Origin of the sequence: Mycobacterium shigaense, assembly GCF_002356315.1 — a bacterium.
In the GTDB taxonomy this organism is placed as follows: domain Bacteria; phylum Actinomycetota; class Actinomycetes; order Mycobacteriales; family Mycobacteriaceae; genus Mycobacterium; species Mycobacterium shigaense.
In genome coordinates, this window is sequence record NZ_AP018164.1 from 3,043,124 (window position 1) to 3,063,888 (window position 20,765).

General features: G+C 66.1%; 20 protein-coding genes and 1 pseudogene. 4 read left to right on the forward strand and 17 right to left on the reverse strand.

The window, feature by feature from the left end; all coding sequences use genetic code 11:
• Nucleotides 1-58 precede the first annotated feature (58 nt).
• The gene (locus MSG_RS14305; protein ID WP_373421199.1) at nt 59-703 is read right to left on the reverse strand and encodes a TetR/AcrR family transcriptional regulator; all 645 of its coding nucleotides are present in this window, start codon (nt 701-703) and stop codon (nt 59-61) included.
• Nucleotides 704-808: 105 nt separating this feature from the next.
• On the opposite strand from MSG_RS14305, the gene MSG_RS14310 reads away from it, so the two are divergent.
• The 3 genes from MSG_RS14310 to mhpA are packed head-to-tail and all read left to right on the forward strand — an operon-like array spanning nt 809 to nt 4,457.
• Nucleotides 809-1,939 carry a VOC family protein gene (locus tag MSG_RS14310; protein WP_096444509.1) on the forward strand — a complete coding sequence of 377 codons (1,131 nt, stop codon included), beginning with the start codon at nt 809-811 and terminating at the stop codon, nt 1,937-1,939.
• The gene (locus MSG_RS14315) at nt 1,936-2,874 is read left to right on the forward strand and encodes a fumarylacetoacetate hydrolase family protein (RefSeq protein WP_096440574.1); all 939 of its coding nucleotides are present in this window, start codon (nt 1,936-1,938) and stop codon (nt 2,872-2,874) included. The genes MSG_RS14310 and MSG_RS14315 overlap by 4 nt, the downstream gene beginning before the upstream one ends.
• A complete protein-coding gene (mhpA, locus tag MSG_RS14320; RefSeq protein ID WP_232011034.1) occupies nt 2,871-4,457 on the forward strand; it encodes a bifunctional 3-(3-hydroxy-phenyl)propionate/3-hydroxycinnamic acid hydroxylase MhpA in 1,587 nt (528 codons plus the stop codon). The genes MSG_RS14315 and mhpA overlap by 4 nt, the downstream gene beginning before the upstream one ends.
• Here the strand turns inward: mhpA and MSG_RS14325 are convergent.
• From MSG_RS14325 to MSG_RS14380, 12 genes are all read right to left on the reverse strand, one after another.
• The gene (locus tag MSG_RS14325; protein ID WP_096440578.1) at nt 4,377-5,261 is read right to left on the reverse strand and encodes a universal stress protein; all 885 of its coding nucleotides are present in this window, start codon (nt 5,259-5,261) and stop codon (nt 4,377-4,379) included. The two genes, mhpA and MSG_RS14325, sit on opposite strands and share 81 nt — an antisense overlap.
• A gap of 138 nt (nt 5,262-5,399) precedes the next feature.
• Entirely contained in the window at nt 5,400-5,648 is a 249-nt protein-coding gene (locus tag MSG_RS14330; RefSeq protein WP_096440580.1) for a hypothetical protein, read from the reverse strand.
• On the reverse strand, nt 5,645-6,262 hold the full coding sequence (locus MSG_RS14335; RefSeq protein ID WP_232011035.1) for an RNA polymerase sigma factor: 618 nt from the start codon (nt 6,260-6,262) through the stop codon (nt 5,645-5,647). Before MSG_RS14335 ends, MSG_RS14330 begins: the two co-directional genes overlap by 4 nt.
• A 19-nt stretch (nt 6,263-6,281) precedes the next feature.
• The gene (locus tag MSG_RS14340) at nt 6,282-7,349 is read right to left on the reverse strand and encodes an acyl-CoA dehydrogenase family protein (protein ID WP_096440584.1); all 1,068 of its coding nucleotides are present in this window, start codon (nt 7,347-7,349) and stop codon (nt 6,282-6,284) included.
• Nucleotides 7,346-7,822 carry a cyanase gene (gene cynS / locus MSG_RS14345; RefSeq protein WP_096440586.1) on the reverse strand — a complete coding sequence of 159 codons (477 nt, stop codon included), beginning with the start codon at nt 7,820-7,822 and terminating at the stop codon, nt 7,346-7,348. The genes MSG_RS14340 and cynS overlap by 4 nt, the downstream gene beginning before the upstream one ends.
• Nucleotides 7,823-7,845: 23 nt before the next feature.
• The gene (locus MSG_RS14350) at nt 7,846-8,370 is read right to left on the reverse strand and encodes an OsmC family protein (RefSeq protein ID WP_096440588.1); all 525 of its coding nucleotides are present in this window, start codon (nt 8,368-8,370) and stop codon (nt 7,846-7,848) included.
• Nucleotides 8,371-8,535: 165 nt separating this feature from the next.
• The gene (gene efeB / locus MSG_RS14355) at nt 8,536-9,855 is read right to left on the reverse strand and encodes an iron uptake transporter deferrochelatase/peroxidase subunit (protein WP_096440590.1); all 1,320 of its coding nucleotides are present in this window, start codon (nt 9,853-9,855) and stop codon (nt 8,536-8,538) included.
• Between the two features lie 2 nt (nt 9,856-9,857).
• Nucleotides 9,858-11,024: an iron uptake system protein EfeO gene (gene efeO, locus MSG_RS14360; protein ID WP_181159232.1), complete on the reverse strand. Its 1,167-nt coding sequence runs from the start codon at nt 11,022-11,024 to the stop codon at nt 9,858-9,860.
• 37 nt (nt 11,025-11,061) lie between these two features.
• Nucleotides 11,062-12,666 (reverse strand): iron uptake transporter permease EfeU, encoded by a 1,605-nt coding sequence (gene efeU / locus MSG_RS14365; RefSeq protein ID WP_096440603.1) that lies wholly within the window; start codon nt 12,664-12,666, stop codon nt 11,062-11,064.
• 92 nt (nt 12,667-12,758) lie between these two features.
• Nucleotides 12,759-13,592 (reverse strand): DUF3097 domain-containing protein, encoded by an 834-nt coding sequence (locus MSG_RS14370; RefSeq protein WP_096440605.1) that lies wholly within the window; start codon nt 13,590-13,592, stop codon nt 12,759-12,761.
• 35 nt (nt 13,593-13,627) lie between these two features.
• Nucleotides 13,628-14,587, reverse strand: coding sequence for a patatin-like phospholipase family protein (locus MSG_RS14375; protein ID WP_096440607.1), 960 nt, complete (start codon nt 14,585-14,587; stop codon nt 13,628-13,630).
• Between the two features lie 27 nt (nt 14,588-14,614).
• The gene (locus MSG_RS14380) at nt 14,615-15,190 is read right to left on the reverse strand and encodes a TetR/AcrR family transcriptional regulator (protein ID WP_162899217.1); all 576 of its coding nucleotides are present in this window, start codon (nt 15,188-15,190) and stop codon (nt 14,615-14,617) included.
• Nucleotides 15,191-15,604: 414 nt separating this feature from the next.
• Between MSG_RS14380 and MSG_RS14385 the strand changes: the two genes are divergently transcribed.
• Nucleotides 15,605-16,651 carry a glycosyltransferase gene (locus MSG_RS14385; protein ID WP_373421200.1) on the forward strand — a complete coding sequence of 349 codons (1,047 nt, stop codon included), beginning with the start codon at nt 15,605-15,607 and terminating at the stop codon, nt 16,649-16,651.
• Here the strand turns inward: MSG_RS14385 and MSG_RS14395 are convergent.
• The 4 genes and pseudogenes from MSG_RS14395 to MSG_RS14410 all read right to left on the reverse strand — a co-directional run.
• Nucleotides 16,641-16,961 (reverse strand): annotated as a pseudogene (locus tag MSG_RS14395) (DUF3097 family protein); the annotation flags it as partial. The gene MSG_RS14385 and the pseudogene MSG_RS14395 sit on opposite strands and share 11 nt — an antisense overlap.
• A gap of 85 nt (nt 16,962-17,046) precedes the next feature.
• Nucleotides 17,047-18,225, reverse strand: coding sequence for a PPE family protein (locus MSG_RS26180; protein ID WP_096440611.1), 1,179 nt, complete (start codon nt 18,223-18,225; stop codon nt 17,047-17,049).
• Between the two features lie 399 nt (nt 18,226-18,624).
• Nucleotides 18,625-19,683, reverse strand: a complete 1,059-nt coding sequence (locus MSG_RS14405; RefSeq protein ID WP_162899218.1) for a PPE family protein — start codon at nt 19,681-19,683, stop codon at nt 18,625-18,627.
• A gap of 386 nt (nt 19,684-20,069) precedes the next feature.
• Nucleotides 20,070-20,765: an aspartate/glutamate racemase family protein gene (locus MSG_RS14410; protein WP_269458620.1), complete on the reverse strand. Its 696-nt coding sequence runs from the start codon at nt 20,763-20,765 to the stop codon at nt 20,070-20,072.

Consider the following 20,765-nt stretch of genomic DNA (forward strand, 5'->3'; position numbering starts at 1 on the left):
ACGTAGACAGGAAACTATCAGCAAATACACAGGGCGGGCATCCCAACCGAGCCGCGGCTCAGGCTTCCGAGAACACGTCGTCGGGCAGCGGACGCCGGCAGACGGCGTGCGCCTCCTCGGCATCGAGCCCAAAGAGGCCTAGCACCCGTTCGGTCACCTCGTCGGCCGCATTCGCGTCGTCGCGACCCGGGTCATTGCGCAGCAGTTGCCCCAGCCCCAGCAGCGCACCACCGGCCATGGCGAGCGCCAGTTCGGGATCGTCCAGGTGAAACCTGCCGGCCTTGATGCCTGCCTTGATGTCGCGCAACGCCCGTGGCGCCAGCCCGCGGTCGGATGACAACAGCGCCAGACCGTTCGCGAGCAGAATCTCGCTCTCCTGCGGGCGCTGCCGGAAGAGCCGCCCAGTGAGCCGAAAGCTGGTCGCGAAGGTCTCGGCCGGGTCCTCGATCGACGCGGTAAGCCGGTCCAGCACCGCCCCCTGGGCGTCGAGCACGTCGGCGACCGCGGCCTCGAACAGCTGCTCCTTGCTGTCGAAGTGGTTGTAGAAGGACCCCATCCCGACGTCGGCGGCCTTGGTGATCTCCAGGACCGGGACGTTCATCTTGCCCTCGGCGATCAACCGCTGCGCCGCCTTGATCAGCGCGGCCCGGGTTCGTTGCTTGCGCCGTTCCAGGCGGGTGGCCGGGCCGGAGTCGTCGGGCATCGCGCACATGTAGACGAGTATGGATCACTTCTGATGATTTCGTCAGCAGGCTTGACGGGGTGCCGGAGGTATGTGACGATTTCGTCAGTTATCTGGGAGATGGTCATGACGCACACCAAAGACCCTCATGGCGACCTGCACAGCGAGCGCGGGGCCGTTCGCGGAGAACATCCCGGCCGGTCGCGCAATCCGGTGGTCAGGGTCATCGACCTCGCCTGGCTGGAAGTCGAGAAGCCGGACCTGACACGCACCGAGCAGTTCGCGCGAGCCTTCGGGTTTCACACCGAGCGACACGGCGCCGACGGCATCCACCTGCGCGGCACCGATGCGGGCAGCCCATGTGTGCACGTGCGTCGCGGGCATCGAACACGGTTCGCCGCGGCGGCGTTTCGCGCGGGCGACGAGTCCGACGTGCTCCGGCTGGCTGAGCACTTCGGCACCCGGGCCCGCCGGCTCCCCGAGGCCCTGGGCGGGCTGTCGGTCGACGTGGCGGACCCCAACGGCATGACGGTGCGCGTGGTCGCCGGCACGCACGAACTACCGGAGCTGGCAAGCCAGCCGGTACATGCGTTCAACTTCGGAAGCAATGTGCGACGCACGAACGCCGGCCAGCGTCCGCCGCGGGTGCCCGCGCGCGTGCAGCGCCTGGGCCATTTGGTATTGCAGTCGACAACCTATCTGGAGACGCTGAATTGGTACCTGGACAAGCTGGGGATGATCGTCAGCGACTTCCTGTTCTTCCCCGGGCAGCGTGACCGCGGGCCGACCATGAGTTTCATTCGGTGCGACCGGGGTTCGACGCCGGCCGATCACCACACGCTGGCGCTGGCGCTGGGTCCGGCCAACCGGTACGTGCATTCGGCCTATCAGGTCAGCGACCTCGACGCCCTGGCCGCCGGGGGCGAATACCTGGCCGACCACGGCTACACCCGTTCCTGGGGAATCGGCAGGCACATCCAGGGCAGCCAGATCTTCGACTACTGGCGCGATCCCGACGGTCTGCTCGTCGAGCACTTCACCGATGGCGACCTGTTCGACAACACCGTCGAACCGGGATGGGCGCCGTTCACCGCATCCGGCCTCGCACAGTGGGGGCCCCGGGCGACCAGCGATTTCCTCGGGACCAACCTGAAATCTGCTCGTCAGGAACTGTTTTCGATGATCTCCGCGCTTCGCAGAGACAACGAATTCGACACCCACCGACTCGTCGGCCTTCTGAAAGTAGCTGCCAAATGACCACTTCCGTATTGCGCACCGCCGACGCCTGGTGGGTGAAGACCTCCCGCGGCGCCGCCAGGATCGACACGGCCGCGGCCACGACCGGGGACTTGCTGTCCGACCGAGCCGCAATCGAGGCCGCCGCAGGCGGTGCCGAGACCGTCGCGGTGGACACGCTGCGCCTGGTGTCGCCGGTGACCAGACCATGCCGGGTGATCGCGCAGATGACCAACTTCACTTCGCATGTCACCGACGCCGGAATGGACCCGGCGACCGTGCCGCTGACGTTCTTCCGCAAGGCGTCGGCCTCGATAGGTGGCCCCTTCGACGACATCGTCAAACCACCGCATGTCACCCTGCTCGACTACGAGGTGGAGATCGGGCTGGTCGTAGGGCGCGCAACCCCGGTCAACACAACGATTTCCGAGGACAATCTCGGCGACATCATCGCGGGACTGGTGGTCACCAACGACGTCTCCGCCCGAGACATCCAGCTTCCGCAGACCCAGTTCTACGAGGCGAAGTCCTACCCGACCTTCACCCCGGTCGGACCCGAGCTGGTGTTGCTGACAGCCGACGAGCTCAAGCGGTTCGGCGACCTGCGGCTGCGCCTGAGCGTGGGCGGCGTCGAGCGGCAGAACGCAATCGTCGACGGCGACATGCTGTATCGCCCCCTCGAGGCCCTGCAGGCACTCACCCGATTCCAGGATCTTGCCCCCGGCGATCTGATTCTCACCGGCACACCGGTCGGGACCGCATTGAGCGCCCCGCCGAAACCGCTGGCTTTCGTGGGCAACCTGTTGCCGGCGTCGCTGAAGTGGAAGCTGTTCTTCAAGGGTCAGGGCCGCAACCCGCGTTACCTGAAACAGGGTGACGTCGTGGAGGCGTCGGTGGCCACCGACGACGGCGCGATCGACCTCGGAACCCAACGCAGCACAGTGAGATTCGCGTGACCGCTGCCGGCGTCCGGCGCGTTCCAGTCGTCATCGTCGGCGCGGGACCGACCGGCGTCACCGCTGCCACGCTGCTCGCACAGTACGGCGTGCCCTGCCTGGTACTGGACCGCTGGCCCGACGTGTATCCGCAGCCTCGCGCCGTGCATTTGGACGACGAGATCTATCGCGTGCTCGCCCGCCTGGGCATCGCCGACGAGTTCGCCGCCATCTCGCGGCCCACGCTGGGCCTGCGACTGCTGGATCGGCGGCTGCGGACGCTCGCCGAATTCACCCGGGACAGCTCGTGCAGCACCAACGGCTTCCCGCAGGCCAACATGTTCGACCAGCCGGAGTTGGAAACCCTGCTGCGGGCCAACCTGACCCGGTACCCCGACGCCCAGCTGCGCGGGAATGCCGAGGTGACGACGATCACCGAACGAGACGGCCGGGTCCGGGTGGCATTTTCGGACCGGTCGACCGGCGAGACGCATGAGGTGGACGCCGACTACCTGCTCGGCTGCGACGGCGCCAACAGCGTCGTGCGGGCCCAAATCGGCTCGGCGATGCGGGATTTGAATTTCGAGCAGCGCTGGCTGGTCGCCGACGTCACCAGTGATGCCGACCTGGGCCAGTGGGACGGCGTGCACCAGGTCTGCAACCCGGTACGCGCGGGAACCTACATGCGGATCGGACCGACCCGCTACCGCTTCGAATTCCAGCTGCGGGGCGGTGAACGCGCCGAGGACTACACGTCACTGGCCGCCCTGCGGCCGCTGATCGGGCCGTGGACCGCGAACATTCCGGACACCGAGCTGACCGTGCAGCGCGTCACCGGTTACACCTTCCGCGCGCAGATCGCCGACCGCTGGCGGCGGCGAAACACGTTCCTGCTCGGCGACGCCGCCCACCTCACTCCCCCCTTCATCGGACAGGGGATGGGGGCGGGAGTCCGCGATGCGATGAACCTCGCATGGAAGATCGCCGGCGTCTACCACGGCAGTCTTGGCCCAGAAGTGCTGGAAAGCTATGAACAGGAACGTAAGCCGCACACCCGATACATGATCGGGCTGGCGCTGAACGTCGGGCGTGCGATGACGTCCGGCGGTCGGGCCGGCGATCTGCTGCGGCGCCTGGTGCTGCCCCGGCTGCGGTTGATTCCGGGCCTGCGCGCCCGGGTGGTCGACTCCGCCACGCCACCGTTGCGGTCGTCGGTACTGGTCGACAAGGCCTCGCGGCTCGGGGGCACGCTGTGCCCGAATCCCGTACTGGCCGAGGGCCAACGGCTGGACGACGTGCTGGGTAATGGGTTCACGCTGATCACCACCGCCCGCCCAGCAGCGGCGGCCGATGATGCCGGCCTGCACCAGCTCGGCGTCATGGTGCTGATCGCCGGCCCCGGCGGCGCGCTGGAGAGCTGGCTGCACCGGGGCCATGCCGCGGCCGCCTTCGTGCGCCCGGACCGAACTGTCATGTGCGCCGGACGCGACGCCGCGGCGGTGTGCGCGTGGGCCGCCGCCCGGTTACGACGGCCGGGCGATGATGATCGGCATCCGGACCGAGTGCAGCACCGAGTTGCTGACCGAGCCCAGCATCCCCGATAGCCCGCCCCGGCCGTGGCTGCCGACGACGACCAACTGGGCGCCCTCCGATTTCTCCACCAACTGCCGTGCGGGGCGATCGTGCACGATCAGGCGGTGCACCTTCACGTCGGGATAGCGTTCTTGCCAGCCGGCCAGGCTTTCGGCGAGGCTACGCTCCGCCTCACCCTCCAGCCTCGACCAGTCCAATCCCGCGACGTCCAGTACCGCGACGTCACTCCACGCATGCAGGGCCACCAGGTCGACGCCGCGACGCGATGCTTCGTCGAAGGCGATGGCCGTCGCGAGTTCCGACGCCGGCGACCCGTCGGTTCCCAACAGGACGGGGGCGTGCTGGGGATCGGGCATCAAAGGGTCTTCGTCGCGGACGACCGCGACCGGGCAATTGGCGTGTCGCACCACACTCGAACTCACCGAGCCCAGGATGCCCCGGGCCAGAGCGCCGTGTCCGGTATTGCCGACCACGATCAGCTTCGCTGTGTCGGACATCTTGACCAGAGCCAGTGCCGGAGCGGAGTACACCAATTCACCGGAGATGGCGACCTTGCGATCCGCCGGCACCGCCTCCTCGGCGATCTTGGCCGCGTGCGCGACGATCTTGCGGCCCTCGTCTTCGAGCCCGATCACCAGGGAGTCGGGGTAAGGAACCGGGGGCCAGGTCGCCATCGGGGTGACCACCGCGTGCACGAGGACAAGCGGGAGGCCCCGCAGTGCCGCATCCCGCGCCGCCCAGCTGACGGCCGCATGCGATGCGGCCGAGCCATCGACCGCTACGACAATCCCGTGCTCCTTTGCAGGTGCGGACATTTCGTTCTCCCTTCGTCAGGAGCGACGCTATAAGCCGGCGAGGGCATGAGTCGTGAGGCTTTAGTCCCTGCGCCTCGGGACGGAAGGCATTCGCTGCGGATGACGTTCCCCGACGCGCGCGCGGCCGCAACCGTCCGGCTACTCCTCGATCGTCCTGAGAACCCCCACGACGCCGTCCTGGCCGAGTCTGTCGCCGTCGAAGACGTGACTGAGCAGGACCTTGAGGTCGAGCATCTGCTGCAGGTAGACCAGGCAGGGCGGGCATTCCTCGAGGTGCTTGGCCACGATCGCCCCCCACTGTCGGGGATCGGAATCGACCAGATCGTCGACGAGTCGAACGAAGTCGACGCAGTCGATCGCGGGCACCGTGTTGTCATGACTTGTCATCGTCGGTAGACCTCTTCGAGTTCGTTTCGGAGGTTCCCCCGGGCGCGGTAGAGCAGTGCGCGCTGCGCGTCCGGGGACAACTGGAGAATCGCGGCGGCCTCTTCGCCGGAGGCGCCGACGAGGTCGCGAAGGATCACCAGCTGACGCTGCCGCGCCGGCAATCCGTCCAGCGCGGCCCGCACCTGGCCGACGAGTTCGCCCGCCACGGTCTGGTCCTCGGGCAGGAACCGCCGCGACGGCGGCACGCTCCAGTGCCCGGCGTCCGGATGCCCGGCGGGATGCATGCGCCCCGACAGCGGGTCGGCATCCGTGTCATCGCCGGCGGCCAGCACCTCGTGCCGGCGGATCCGCGCCTCGCGGCGCCGGTGGCGCGACGCGGTGTTCTTGACGATGGCGAACAGCCAGGTAGCCACCGACGAACGCCCTTCGAATGACCCGGCTCCTTGCAGCACCTGAACCCAGGCCTCCTGCACCGTCTCTTCGGCCACCGCCGGCGAATCCACCATCGTACGAGCGAATTTCAGCATTGGCCGGTGATAATCCCGGACCAAGTCGCTCAACGGAACACCGCCGACGAGACGCTCTGCCGCGGACTCAGAAGTCCCCCATGTCACCGTCGGCCCGGGCTGTCAGTCACTCGCACCGCTCGAGTTCCCAGCGCAGTTGCGCCTCGGATGGCGACTGGACGGGGATGAACGCCGCCTCCCGGTAGCGCCGGCTGGCCGGCGTCCGGCTCGCGTAGCCCTTGCCCCCCGCGGTCCGGATCTCTAACGCCGCACCGGCGCTGGCGATCTCGGCCGACGCGAGCCGCAGCGTCAGCAAGTCTTTCTTGCTCGGCTGCTGCGGACCACCGACGGCGGAGGCCGCGCTCACCAGCGCCCGTTGCGCCGCGGCGAGGCGCTCCGCGACGGCTTCGACCTCGGCGGTGAAGACCGCGTTGACGCCGGTCAGTCCGAGCTTGCATTGGGCCACGGTCGTTTTCGTCAGTCCCAGGCACATTGCCGATTGCAGGACGAGGAAGGTGGGGCGCACGACGTTGAGGAACCCCGGGAAGTCTGCCGTCAACACCTGCTCGGAGGCGACGAAGACGTCGTCCAGTTTCAGGTACGACGACGCCGTGCTGCCCATTGCCAGCAGCGCGAAGTGCTCGCCGAGCACGACGCCGGGGGCATCCAGTGGCAGCGCGACGATCAGCTTCTCGCCCGCCTCGGTGCGGGCCGCGGTGATCATCAGCGAGTCGTCGTACAGGTTGCTGGCCCATCGGATCGCGCCGCTGAGCCGGTAACCACCGTCAGCAGCAGTGGCCGCGAGGTCGAGGCTGCCGCAGCCGGCGGCTTCCTTGAAGGCCGACGCCATGCCCGTGACGCCGAGCGTCGTGCCGGCCAGCAGCCTCTCTGCGGCCCCGATGCTGAAAGCCGTTGCGGCCGTGAGCAAATACTCGACCGCCATGCGATGCGCCCAGAGCGAAAACCCGGTGCTCATGCATTCCGCGGCGATCCGGCCGATCACGTCGGCCATCTGCGGAAGCCGCCCATCGGCATTGTTCGGTGCGCCGAGGCCGAGCAGGCCCGCCGCCCCGAGCGCCGCGAAGCTGCGACGTGAGGCGCCCTCGTCGCGGTCGAGCGCGTCGGCGTGGGCGGCGATGTCGGGCAGCAGGTCCGACTCGAGCAGGCCGATGCCCGCGTCGGTCGCCGCGGTCACGGTCCGTCCTCGTGTTCGGCGTGTTGCCAGGCATAGTCGAGGAACTTGCCGTCGAAGGTCACGACCACGCGGTCACCCTGGGGGTCCGGGTGGCGCTCCACACTGAGCCGAAAGTTGATAGCGCTCATGATCCCGTCGCCGAACTCCTCGTGGATGAGTTCTTTGATCGCCGGTCCGTACACCGACAGCGCCTCGTGAAACCGGTAGATCGTCGGATCCGACGCCACGGACTCGCCGCTGCCTCGATAGGGCGTCAGCTGCAGGACGGCGACGGCCTCGTCGTCCAGTTCGAGCAACTCGGCGACAATCGAGGCTTCCTGGGCCGACAGCGGGTGCTGTCCGAGCAGGGCGGCCACCGTCCACGCTCGGTCCTTGCCGATCGACTCGGCGATTTTCGTCCAGCTCAAACCGTGTTTCAGCCTCGCGAGCCTGATGGTCTCCGCGAGCTGCGCCTTGGTCAATGTCCTTGCCACTGTTCGATTCCCGACTTCTTCGTCTAGCCGAGGGCCAGGATTGAGTCGACGCTCACCGGATTGCGGAACGTGTTCACCACCGGTGACCAGGCGATCGCATTGTCGTGGATCTGCTTCAGCGTCGCATCATCGGCGTCGCCGGCCAGGGTCACCTTGCAGCGCACCGCGCTGAAGCCCAGTCGCTTGCCCTCGGGGGTGTCGCCGACACCCCACACCGCGGAGATATCGATGTCCCCTTCCATCTCGACCTCGATCTTGGTGAGGGTGACGCCGCGGTGCGTGGCATTGGCCAGCAAGCCCACCGAGACGCAAGATCCCAGCGCCGCCAACGCCGTCTCCGAAGGGTTGGGCGCCGAGTCGTCGCCCAGCAGCGCGGGCGGCTCCCCCACCAGCATCGGCGCCAGGTCCCGCACGTAGGTCATGTTGCGAAAGCCGGTCTCGCACAGGGTCTTGGCTTTCAGGGTCTTCTTGCCGGTTTCCGGATTGGCTTTGGCGTTACAGGAAAGCCGGTCGAGGCCCTCAGCGTCGATGACGAGCGCGTCGGTCATGAACTTCCTCCGTTTGTCGGGTGTGTGTCGATCTTCATGCTGTTAGTGGTCGCCGGGCGCCCGAACGTGACGGCCACCCGCAGTGATCTGCCCGACACCGCGGCGGGCATCGGGTCCGGCCGACGGCGCGGGCGATGGCGCCGCAGCGGGTGGGCGCAGTGTTGCTCAGCTGAACAGACTTTGCGCGATGAAGTGGCCTTCCTCGGGCGCGGGCGGTATCGCGAAGATAGCTGAGCCGATGTGGCGGATGTATTCGTTGAGCAGGTCGTGGGCGCCGAGCCGGTTCTGCAAACGAATAAAATCGCCCGGATCTTTTTGGTAGGAGATGAACAACAGGCCCGCGTTGAGTTGGCCGTTGGCGTCCAGGCCGTCGGTGTAGTTGTACGACCGGCGACGGATCATGATGCCGTCGTTGTTCTCCCTGGCCGCCAGGCCGATGTGGGACTGCGGATCGATGAGCAGGTTGCCGTCGGCACCTCTCGCCGCGAAATCCGGGGTGTCGAATTCGGCCTTGCCGCTCAGCGGGGCACCCTCCTCCTTGCTGCGGCCGAAGATCTTCTGCTGATTGCCGATTCGATCCACGTCCCACGTCTCGAGCAGCATCCGGATCTTGCGGACGACCTGATAGGTGCCCCCGTTCATCCAGGGCTGGTCGCCGTTGTCCACCCAGACGAAGCGGGCGTACTCGGAGTCCGTGCCGATGTTGCGGGTACCGTCCTTGAATCCCAACAGGTTTCGCGGAGTGAGCTGGCCGGGTCCGGCCGAGGCGCGGCCGAAGCCGAGCACGGCCCAGTAGGGGAAGACGATGTTGCGGCCGAGGCGGGCAAGGTTGCGCACGGCGTGGTAACAGACCTGGGGGTCATCGGCGCAGGCTTGCACAGACAGGTCCCCGCCGCGCAGGCGAGGATCCAGGTTGTCGCCGTTGAGCGGGGGCAGCTCGGTGAAGACGGCGGGGCGCCGGCCGGCGAGCCCGAAGCGGTCCCCGAACAGTGACGGACCCAACCCGATCGTGATGGTGAGACTCGCCGGGCTCAGCCCGTAGGCCTCCCCGGTATCGGTGGGAGGCTGCACCTCGACCTGCGGCTGCACCGTGCCCACCGGCTTGCCCTGTTGCAGGACGGCGGCCGCCGCCGACCACCGCGCCAGCAGGGCCTGCAGATCGGCACGGCCGGCGCCGGCGGTCAGCGAGAACGACATGAACACCGCGTAACGCTGTGGGAGCGTGGCGATTCCGCCTTGCCGGCCCTGACCGTAGAACGGGTAGCTGCGGCGCAAGTCGACGTTGTCGTTCTCGTCGGCGCGGCGGGCGGCCGCGGTCGCGTAACCGGCGAAACCGCCGCCGGCCGCGCCGATGGCGGTGCCGGCCAATCCGGCCAGCATCGAGCCGCCGAGCAGCCGGCGCCGCGAGACCGCCGCGCTGTCCGCCGGCGCCTCCGCGTCGTTCCCGGGGTCCGGGGCCGGCCCGGCTGGTTCGTCGCTGGCCATCGTCAATTGGCGGAGACGACTTTTTGGGCCACGCTGGACAGGCTCTGGTGCAGCGGTTGGATGACGGCGGTCAGCTTCGGTGCGTCGCTGGCCCGAAGCGCGGGCGTGTACGTCCGGTAACCGCCCAGCGCCGACGGATCACGGTAGCCATCCAGGACGCCCAGCACCGCCTGGAACTCCTGATCGATCTGCTTGGCCAGATTTTCGTCGATCTTGATCAGCCCCGGCCGCAGGGCGGCGTACGCCTGCTGAGCGCCCTCCACATTGCCCGAGAAGTCGACCAGGTCGATGTGGCTGAAGGCCTCCTCCTCACCGGTGATCTTGGTGTTCTGCACCTCTTCGATCAGGTCACTGGCGCCGTTGGCCAGATCCTCGGGCTTGTATTGCAGGGTGGCCGCGATGCCGTTCAATTTGCCCACATTGCCCGCCAATTCGGTGCTCAGCGCCTTGGTGCCCGGGGTGATCGCGTTAGCCTGCCACAGGTCGCGCTCGATGGCGTGAAAGCCCTTCCATCCGACTTTGGCATCGACCGGGGTGGATGCCCGCATGTCGATCAGGTAGTCGAGGCTGCCCGCGTTGTCGCCGGCGGTGAAGCCCGGCAGCACGAAACCCTCCACCGTGGACTCCGCACGCTCCCAGAACAACCGGGCTTTGGCGTACCCGGTTCTGGCCGCGTCGAGGTTGTCCGACTGGATGGCGGCATCGAGCGACTTGACACCGTCGTTGAGCTGGCCCACCTGGTTGACGATATACGCCGCGTAATCCTTCGTACCTTGGCTGAGGATGCTGGCGACCGTTCCCGTGGGGGTTGCGGGCGCGCTGCCCGTCACGGTCAGGCTCTGATATTCGGCGGACGCGCCGGGGCAATACAGTTGATAAGAACCACCATCCAGCGTGACGGTGAACGAAACCGGATCGAGGCCGGGCGCGAGGTTCTCCTTCTCGCCGATGATCCGCTGATCCCTGAGCAACTCCATTTCGGTGATGCCCGGCGCGCTGATGTTGGCCACCGTGAACGTCACCGGCCCGGCCGGCACGCTGGTGACATCCAGCGCGCAGCCTTCTTTGCCAGCGTTGTTGGCCATCGTCACCTTGACCGCGTTCGTCGCGCCGGCTTTGGGCGGGCTCGATGGGCTGCCGGAGTGGCCGCACGCGGTCGGTGTCAGCACCGTCGCGGCAGCCAGGATCGTTGCCGTCCAGCAGAATTCACGAGACCGCGACCTTGCCCGGGCGGTGCGATTCGCTGTCACCGGATCTCCTCTCGTGTTCGGCCCGCGCGTCACCGCGCAGTGCGACCACTGCCCGCAGTGCACAAGCGAGCGCAAAGCAGGCTAGTACCAACGGAAGCCAGACTCGCCACAGCCGTCTTTCTGTGTGTTGTCGGGCACCGGCGGCAACCTGAGCCGCGACGACCCGGTCTTCGGAAACGGACGTCGACCAGTCCGTGGCCAGTCCGCCGAGGCTCACGGTCTTGGCCCCGGTCAGCCCGCCACCGGTCAACAGCGCCGTGCGGTTGCTCGTCGCTTGCGCACTGACCACGGAATCACCCTGCGCGAGAACGGTATACGCGGTGGTGGTTGACCATTGACCCTGAAACGGTCCCGGGGTGCGGGCGGCCGCGAGACCGACCGGCAGCCGGCCCCCCGCCATGCTGATCAGCTGATCGAGCGTGACCACCGGCGCGCCATCGGCCCCGGCGGCCTCGGTACCCTGCCATACCTGTACCGGCACGCCGCCCACGGTTTGATCGCCCGACTCCGCGAGCGAGATGGTGCGCTCGTCGGCGGTGCCTTCGGAGACGACCAGCGTGCGTCCTCGCGATTCCACGTTCAGCGACACCCGGCCGGTCTGCCCGGCACGATCGGTAACGCTGCGCGTCCGCGCCGCACCGGCGGCGCCGGCGGGCATCGCGATCGCCAGCACCGCCGCGGCAATAACCAGCGCGGCCGAAGTCGCCGCCAGCAACCGGGACCGGGCTCGCGGTGTCGCGGCAAGATGTGCGGGCCAGAGGAAGACGACCAGCACGGGCCCCGCATACAGCAGCCAGCCCAGCACCTCGATAAGGCGTGGGTCGGTCGGGATGCCGAATACGCCGGCGAGCAACGCTCCGAGGACAGACTGGCTCGGTATCCATGCCGACAAGTCAAGGACCTGTCGCTGGCCGATGGTCAACCAGCCGGCCTCGTGTGCGGTGCGCAGCGCACCCAGCACCAGACCGGCGGCGATCAGCACCAGGAACACGCCGGTGACCCTAAAGAAGCGGCCCAGGTTGAGCTTCAGGCCGCCGTAGTACAGGGCGGCTCCGAGCGCGATGGACACCCCGAGACCCACTGCGCCGCCCAGCACCGCCAACCACCGGTTGCCATGCGACGTCTGCGCGGCCGCCAGCAAAAACGCCGAGGTCTCGAAACCCTCCTTGAGCACGGCGAGGAAGGCCATCGCAACCAGGGCCAGCGCGCCGCCGTGGTTGAGCGCCTGCTGGGCTTCGTGCTCGAGCTCGCCCTTGAGCCGGGCGGCGTTGCGATTCATCCAGACGATCATCGAAGTCACGAACACCACGGCGACGGCGTTGATGACGGTTTCCATCATCTCCTGCTGCGCCTGCGGCAGCGTGGCGGAAAACGAATCGAGTCCGACACCGACGGCGACACTGATCAGCACCGCCAGACCCACGCCGACGAACATCGGGCGGGTCGAGTGGTCGTTTCGCTTGAGAAACGCGGCGACAATGCTGACGATGAGCGTCGCCTCCAGGCCTTCACGTAGGCCGATGAGGAACGTGCCGAGGAAGATGCCGAATACGCCCTGCATGCGTCTGATCCCTGTCCCGCGGATCGGGACATCCGGGTTAGCCTAACCTAACCAGCCGCCGTGGTTAAGGCGTTGATTCGGGCCCGGATTCGTCACGGGCCCGGCTGCGTCACGAAGTCGATCAGCTCCTCGACTTTGCTGATCAGCGCCGGTTCCAGATCGTTCCAGTCCCGGACGCGCGACCGGATGTGCCGCCACGCCGCGGCGATATCGGCCTGATTCGCGTGCGGCAAACCGAGCGCCTGACACGCACCGCGCTTCCATTCGATGTGGCGCGGCACGTTCGGCCAGGCCGCCATGCCGAGCCGCCGCGGCTTCACCGCCTGCCAGATGTCGACATAGGGATGGCCGACGACCAGCGTGTCGGGGCCGCCCGGCCCGCGTCGCACCGCCTCGGCGATCCGCGCCTCCTTCGAGCCGGCGACGAGGTGGTCCACCAGCACGCCGAGGCGGCGGTGCGGCTCCGGACGGAACTCCGTCACGATGCCCACCAAGTCGTCCACCCCGCCCAGGTGCTCGACGACGACACCCTCGATGCGCAGGTCCTCGCCCCAAACCTGCGCGATGAGTTCGGCGTCGTGCCGGCCCTCGACGTAAATCCGGCTCGCACGCGCGACCCGGGCGCGGGCACCGGCCACCGCGACCGAGCCGGACGCCGTGCGGCCCGCTCCGGTGGGCGCCACACGCCGGGGCGCGGTCAGGATCACCGGGCGGCCCTCCAGCAGATAACCGGGGCCGAGGGGAAAGCCACGGACGTGGCCATGACGATCCTCGAGCTGGACGCGGCCGTATTCGACTCGGACCACCGCGCCGACGTAGCCGCTCTCGACGTCCTCGACGACCAGGCCCGGGTCGGCAGGATGCTCAGTCGAGCGGGGCTTGCGCCGACCCGCGGCGAGAACATCGGTTCCGTAGCGATCATCCACCGGGCAATACTAGAAAGGCCTGCGCCCAAACGTCGTTAGGGCGCGCCCGACGATTTCACCGGACCGCCGCAGGCCGACAGATAGTCCGGGTAGTTCCACGTCTTCAAGAAGTCTTGGCCCGCTTGCAACCCGCGCTGATAGAGCGCCTCGCGCTGCTCTTCGGTGATGTCGAAGTCGATCGGACTGACCTCGGCGGCGGGCACGAAGATGGTGCGACGCACGGTACACGGATCGTCGATGTACGCGTTGTCCTGATTGCTCACCAAACTTTCAATCGCCGCTATTCCCAACGACACTGGCCCATGCACCGGATGCGTGGGCGGAATGCCGGGGCGGGCCGACAGCCGGATTCCGAAGGTGGGCCACCGCGGTCCCGGGCGGTCGAACAGGTCCACGGGAAAGTCCGAGAGCAGCCCACCGTCCACCCACGTGGCGCCGCCGACCCGGACCGGCTCGAACACGTACGGTATAGCGGCCGAGGCGTGCACGGCGCGCGCCACCGAAAACGTGTCCGGATCGATGCCGTAGGACTGCAGATCCCAGGGAATACGCACCAGCTGGCGGCGCGACAGATCGCTGGCGGTGACCACCAGCGACCAGGCGAACTGGTCGGACTCTTCGCCGGTGCGCAGATCGGCGAAGGTGTGCACCCCGAACTCCGCAAGCCGATCCTCCAACAGCTGTTCGAGATAGGCTCCCCGGTACACACCGTCGGACAGCAGCAGCGACAGTCCGCCACCGACCAACGGAAGGCGGCCAACCAGGTTGCGATCCAGGATTTTTCGGTAGTCGATGCTACGCATGATCTCGGCCAGCCGGGCGAGCGGTGCGCCGGATTTCTGCAGCGCCGCGGCCAGGGCCGCGACGATCGCGCCCGCACTGGTGCCCGCCACGCGGGGAAACTGGTAGCCGGCCGCGGCCAGGGCGTCCACCGCCCCGACCAGGCCGATGCCGCGTACGCCGCCGCCTTCGCAGACCAGATCCACCGAGTCCAAAACGCCCTCCTACCAGGCGAATTCAATCTACTTGCGGCGCAAAAAGACGCTCTCCTGCAGCATACGCCGGCACCAGGCCCGGTAGGCTTCTACGCTCCAGCCGCCGCGGTGAACCAGCCGTAGGTAGATTTCGACGCTGCAGAGCACCGCCGCAGTCTGGACGAGTTCGTCGAACGGCACGTCTTCCCGGAGCCAGCCGCGGTCGCGGAACACCTCCAGGACTCGTCGAAATTGCCCGGTGATGCCGGCAATGAACTCCGTCAGGTACCGATCCAATTCGGGGTCGGAGTCGGCGCCGCCCAACAGTGCTGGCGCCAATTTCGCGGTCCGCGTATGCACGTCGGCCGCCATCGCGGCAGCGAAGTCGACCGCTTCTTCGGGATCGCCGATGGCGATCAGTTTGCGCCCGATGTCCAGGTTGAGAAGATTTTCTTCGTCGCTCACGCCGACTGCGGCGAACTCGGTGGCGGCAATGAGTAGAGCCGCCTTGGGCCCCTGGCCCTGTACCGTCTCGGTCGAAACTCCTGCTGCGGCAGCGATTTTCGCCAGCGTGGTGCGTGTGTACCCATCGGAGGCAAACAGCTCGGCCGCGGCCGCAACCACCCGCGCCCTCGTTTGCTCCGCCTGCCGCTGACGCAACTGGGATCGGTAGGCCCGTGTTCCTGTCGACATTGACTCTGTTGCCATAGTAATGAATACTACCACCACCTAGCTAACTGCGAAGCCCGGGAGCGCGGAATGTCATCGATTGTCATGGCCAGCATCCCCGCGCACGGCCACGTCACACCGCTGCTGACGGTGGCCGAAAACTTTGTCAAGCGCGGTGACGACGTACGCTTCGTGACCGGCTCGCGTTACGCCGACAAGGTCTCGGCCACCGGCGCGGCCTTCTTGCCGCTGCCCGAGGAGGCCGACTTCGACGACCAAAATCTGTTGGCGAGCTTTCCCGAGCGTACACACCTCAAAGGCGTCAAGGCGGCCGCCTTCGATGTCGAAAACGTCTTTGCCCGCCCGGCAATGGCCCAGTACAAGACCCTCATGACGACGCTGGCGGCACAACCCGCGGACATCGTGCTGACCGATCCTCTTTTCATCGGCGCCGTAATCATGCTCGAGCATCGACGGTCAGCGCGCCCCGGGATCATCATGTGCTCGGTGGTCCCGCTGCCCATCGACAGCCTGGACACCGCTCCCTTCGGCATGGGATTGCGGCCAGCCCGCATTCTCAACCGTCAGCGCAATATCGCCTTGGCCGCGATCAGCCGCCGGGTCTTCCGGCGGGCGCACCAGATCATCAACAACGCGCACCGCGAGGTGCACGGCAAAGACATGCCGGGCACCCTGGCCGACTGGGGCCGACGGGCCGACGCGATCGTGCAGTTCAGCGTTCCGTCTTTCGAGTACCCGCGGTCCGACCTACCGACGAACCTGCATTACATCGGAGCCCTACCAGCCATGAATTTGGGTGTCCCGCTGCCGGATTGGTGGGGCGATCTTGACGGGACCCGGCCCGTCATCCATGTCACCCAGGGCACCGTGGCCAACTTCGACCACAGTCAAGTCATCGCCCCCACGCTGCGTGCGCTCGCCGACGAGGATGTTCTGGTCGTGGTTGCCACGGGCGGTCGCCCGCTGGACACGCTGCCCACGCTGCCGGCCAACGCCCGCGCAGCGACCTACCTGCCCTATGATGAATTGCTTCCTTGCACAGCGGTTTTCGTGACAAATGGCGGTTACGGTGGCGTCCAGTGCGCCCTGCGTCACGGCGTGCCGATCGTCGCCACCGGCGGCAAGGAAGACAAACCGGAGGTCGGCGCGCGCGTCGCATGGTCCGGCGTCGGTCGCCGGCTCAGAACCGAACGACCGTCGCCGCGCGCACTGCGCCGAAACATCTTGGCGGTCCTGAATGAACCGAAGTACCGGCAGGCCAGTCAGCGCATCGCTGCCGACCTGGCGGCGACACCCGGCTTCGCTGGATTGGCCGATATCGTCGATGCTCTGGCCCCTGACCCGGCGTCCACCTCACCCGGAGATCCGGCACCCGTCGACGCCGAAAAAGTGTAGGTGCCCGGGTTCGGGATGCAGCCGCACCCGGCTGCCCCTTCTGCGGCGGGTTGCGACCGTCGGCGCGCGCCACGATGTTGTGCGCGATGACCGGCCAGCCGACTAGTAGATAACCAGGGCCCGGCGGAAAGCCACGAACGTGGCCGTGCCGGTCTTCTAAGTCGACACGTCCCTACTCGACCCGTACCACGGCACCGACATAGCCGGTCTCCACGTCCTCAACGACGGTGCCCGACTCTGCCGCGTGCTCTGTCGAGCGAGGCTTGCGCGGGCCGGCGGCGAGAACATCGGATCCGTAGCGATCATCCAACCGGAGATAGTAGGAAGGCCTTTGACCAAAACTCGGGATTGGCGCGCCCAGTAATGCCGCGACACACTGCCCTCAGTGGATGGCATCAAGCGCGTATGGCCGAACCGTTGCTATGCTGCGATCCGGCGTGCGCGACGCTAGTCCCTTGCCACCCGCTGAAACCGGCTCGCGGCCCGCTAGCTGCCGCATACGTCAACGATTCCCGATCATCTGAGTCAGCGTCGAATGGGCGTGCCATTACTACTGACCTGAATCCATACTTCGGGGCACTGCAACTCTTGCAACCGTGGCCAGCAAGCCCACTCGAAGGAGCGAGAGGCAGTCCAGCTGCCGTCGTCGACCCGGGACTAGCCACTGGTGTTTCCCCGAACGCCGCAGCCAAAGGTTGTTGCGCCACTTCCGAAGCGCTAAGCCAGCTTGGCGGCACCGACATCCGACCGAGCCTGGCCGCACTTCCCAACGCCGCCGCACTACCGCCAAGACGTCCCAACCCGCTGAGAGCCGGCACCCCCGACAATGGATTGGCCAATGCCGGAGCAGCCGCGGCTTGCATCACCCCTTGGATGCTGGCGATGCTGCCCATCAGGCCGAAAAAGGGTCCCACCGTGCTCCCTGGCGTATAAGCCGCGGATCCGATCATGGCGTCAACAAAGTTCGTATTCAGCAGCCACCAAATCGGATGCTTTGGGGGATCTGGGTCTTTGGCCTCCTGAAGAGCGCGATCCGCCACGTTGCCGGGGTCACCCGCATGGCGTGGTGCCTCGAAGGGAGTCAGTTGGGTTGTCGCCAGCGAGGTTTGGGCATAGCTGGACATCGCGACGACGTCCTGAGCCCACATCTCTTCGTACTCAATGTTGGTCGTTGCAATCGCCGGCGCATTTTGACCCAGCAAGTTGGTCGCGACCAATGACTCCAGCCGCATCCGGTTAGCCGTAACTAGTTCCAGCGGAACCATTTCTGTCAATGCCGCCTGGTAAGCCGCCGCCGCACCTGCCGCCGCTGTAGCGACTTCCTCGGCACTCGTTGCGGTAGTGTCCATCCAAAGCGCTTGGGACGCCGCCGCGACAGCCATCTCCGTCGACGACGGTCCAAGCCACGCTCTGTCAACGAGGGACCTGATCGTTGCACGGTGCGAAGCCGCCGCGGATCGCAACTGCTCAGCAATCCCCCGCCAGGCCAAGGACGCGGCGAGCATCGGTGCCGCACCGGGGCCCGAAACAATTCTTGCCGAGTTGATCTCCGGTGGTAGCAGATAGAAGTCCATTATTTCCTTTCGGTTTCAGTCGGTGCCGCACGCGCTCGCGCACATAACAATTCGCGAACATCCACGCAGTCACCTCATCCGTAGCCGACTGTCGTAACAACGCTGTACCGACAGCAGTGCAGATCACAATTGGACGAAAAACACTATTTATCAAGGCGTTTAATCACTAGCTTTACGCAACTATTGCTACCAGACTGCTTCTGCACGTTTCGATTACGTAAGCGACATGCAACAACAACCACGGGCGCAACAGCGGCCTCGAGATTGGCTCGACCTGTGGACAATCCAGCCGCCAGCGCGCGCCCCGGCGGACGCCAGTCACGCGACAATTCCTCCCCGAGAACTCCTTTCACACCTCCAGCGAAGCGCTCCGTACCCATACGACGATTGACCTCAGCATCACGCAGAGTCAGCCGGACGCGCCATTACCAGCGAGCTGAATCCATACTTCGGGGCACTGCAATTCTGGCAGTCGTCGCAGTCATCGCAACCTAGTTCACCCAGCGGCGCGGCGGGCAGCCCTGTCACCGCACTCACCCGGGCACCAGCCAATGGTGTTTGCCCGAACGCCGACGCCAAAGGTCGCGTCACTTCCGAAGCGTTAAGCCAATTTGGCGGCACGGATATCCGACCGAGCCTGGCCGCCTGCCCCAAACCGGCCGCCACCCCGCCAAGACGTCCCAAACCACTGAGTGCGGGCACCTCCGCCAAGGGATTAGCCAATGCCGGAACACCTTGGCCCGGCGTCAGCGCGGCAATGCTGACGATGCTCCCCATCAAGATGAAAAATGCCCCCGGCGTTTGCTGCTGCTCGTAGAGCTTAGACCCGAACAAGGAGCGAACAATCTTCGAATTCATCAGCCACCAAATCGGATGCTTTTGGGGATCTGGGCCTTTGGTGTCCTTCAGAGCGCGATCCGCCAACGTGCCGGGGTCACCCGCCTGGCGCGGTGTCTCGAACGGAGTCAGTTGGGTGGTCACCAGCGAGGCTTGCTCATAGGTGGACATCGCGACGATGTCCTGCGCCCACATCTGCGCGTACTCAATCTCCGTCGCCGCAATCGCCGCCGCGTTTTGACCCAGCAAGTTGCCCGCAACTAATAGCTCCAATCGCGTCCGATTCGCCGTAACCAGTTCCGGCGGAACGATTTCCGCCAACGCCGTCTGATACGCCGCCACCGCAGCTCCAGCCGCTGCCGCGGTTTGCTCAGCACCAGTTGCGGTGGCTTCCATCCACAACACCTGACCTGCTGCCGCAGCGGACATCGCGGCCGCCGAAGGCCCCAACCACGCGGAGTCGATGAGCGCACTGATCGTTGCACGATGCGATGCCGCAGCAGAGCGCAACTCCTGCGCAATCCCCTTCCAGGCCACAGCCGCCGAAAGCATCGGCGCCGCCCCAGGGCCCGCATAGATCCTGGCTGAGTTGATCTCTGGCGGTAGCAAATAGAATTCCATCATTTCCTTGTCGATTCAGTTGGTGCCGCACCCGTTCGCGCACATACCCATCCGCAAGTGCCCGACAGCAGTGCAGATCACACTTGAACGAAACGCCCTTTACGTCAAGGGATCTAAACAGTCAATGTAGGCGACTATTGCTACAGGAACTTTTCTGAACGTTTCGATTGCGTAAGCGACGGCAACACCGAAGAACGACTGAAGCGGTGAATATCATTGCGGGCGTGCAGAATTCAAATCTGCCCGACAATAGCCAAAGATAACGGCGAGCCGGTAAGCCGCTTGATGCATGCCCCGGACGATGCCGGCCACGCGAAAGCGCGCTGCGCCGCGTAACGAGCTGCGCAGGAGACGGAGTCCAATAATATATTTCTAGGCCGATCATATCATACAGTCGGGTAGGCGAACTCTCCACGCTTCGATGTGCCGAGCCCGAGGGTGATCAATGATTGCACGGTCAGGGTGGCGGCCGTAACGCCGTCGACGACGGGAACCCCGAGCTCCGCTGCAATTAACGTAGACATGTCCGCCATACCCGCGCACCCGAGGACGATGACATCAGAGTCGTCGGTTCGCAGCGCGTCTCGGCAGGCCTCGGTTACCTTCGTGCGAGCATTAGCTGCGCCATCTAGGTCCAAAACAGGAATCTCGCAGGCGTGGATTCCGCGACAGAACCTTTGCATCCCATAATCTTCTGCAAGATCGACGGACTGTCCGATAGTCCGGGCAAGGGACGTCACGACGCTGAATCCGCGTCCGAGGTGGCTTGCCGTGTGCATGGCAGCTTCAGCAATGCCGATCACCGGACCTCGCGCGATTTCGCGAGCGCCCGCTAGGCCGGGGTCGCCGAAGCAAGCCAGCACGTAGCCGTCGACGCCGTTGCGTTCACCCTCGGCCACTGCGGCCAAGACACCGGCGACGCTCATCGCGCTGTCGCGGTGACTCTGGATCGAAGGCGGCCCCGATTGTGACGTGACGCCCGTTATTTCAGTGTTCGGTCCAACCACTGCCCGTGCGCATGCCTCAATGCGTTGCGTCATTTCTCGGGTGCTGTTGGGATTGATCACCCAGATTCGCCTCAG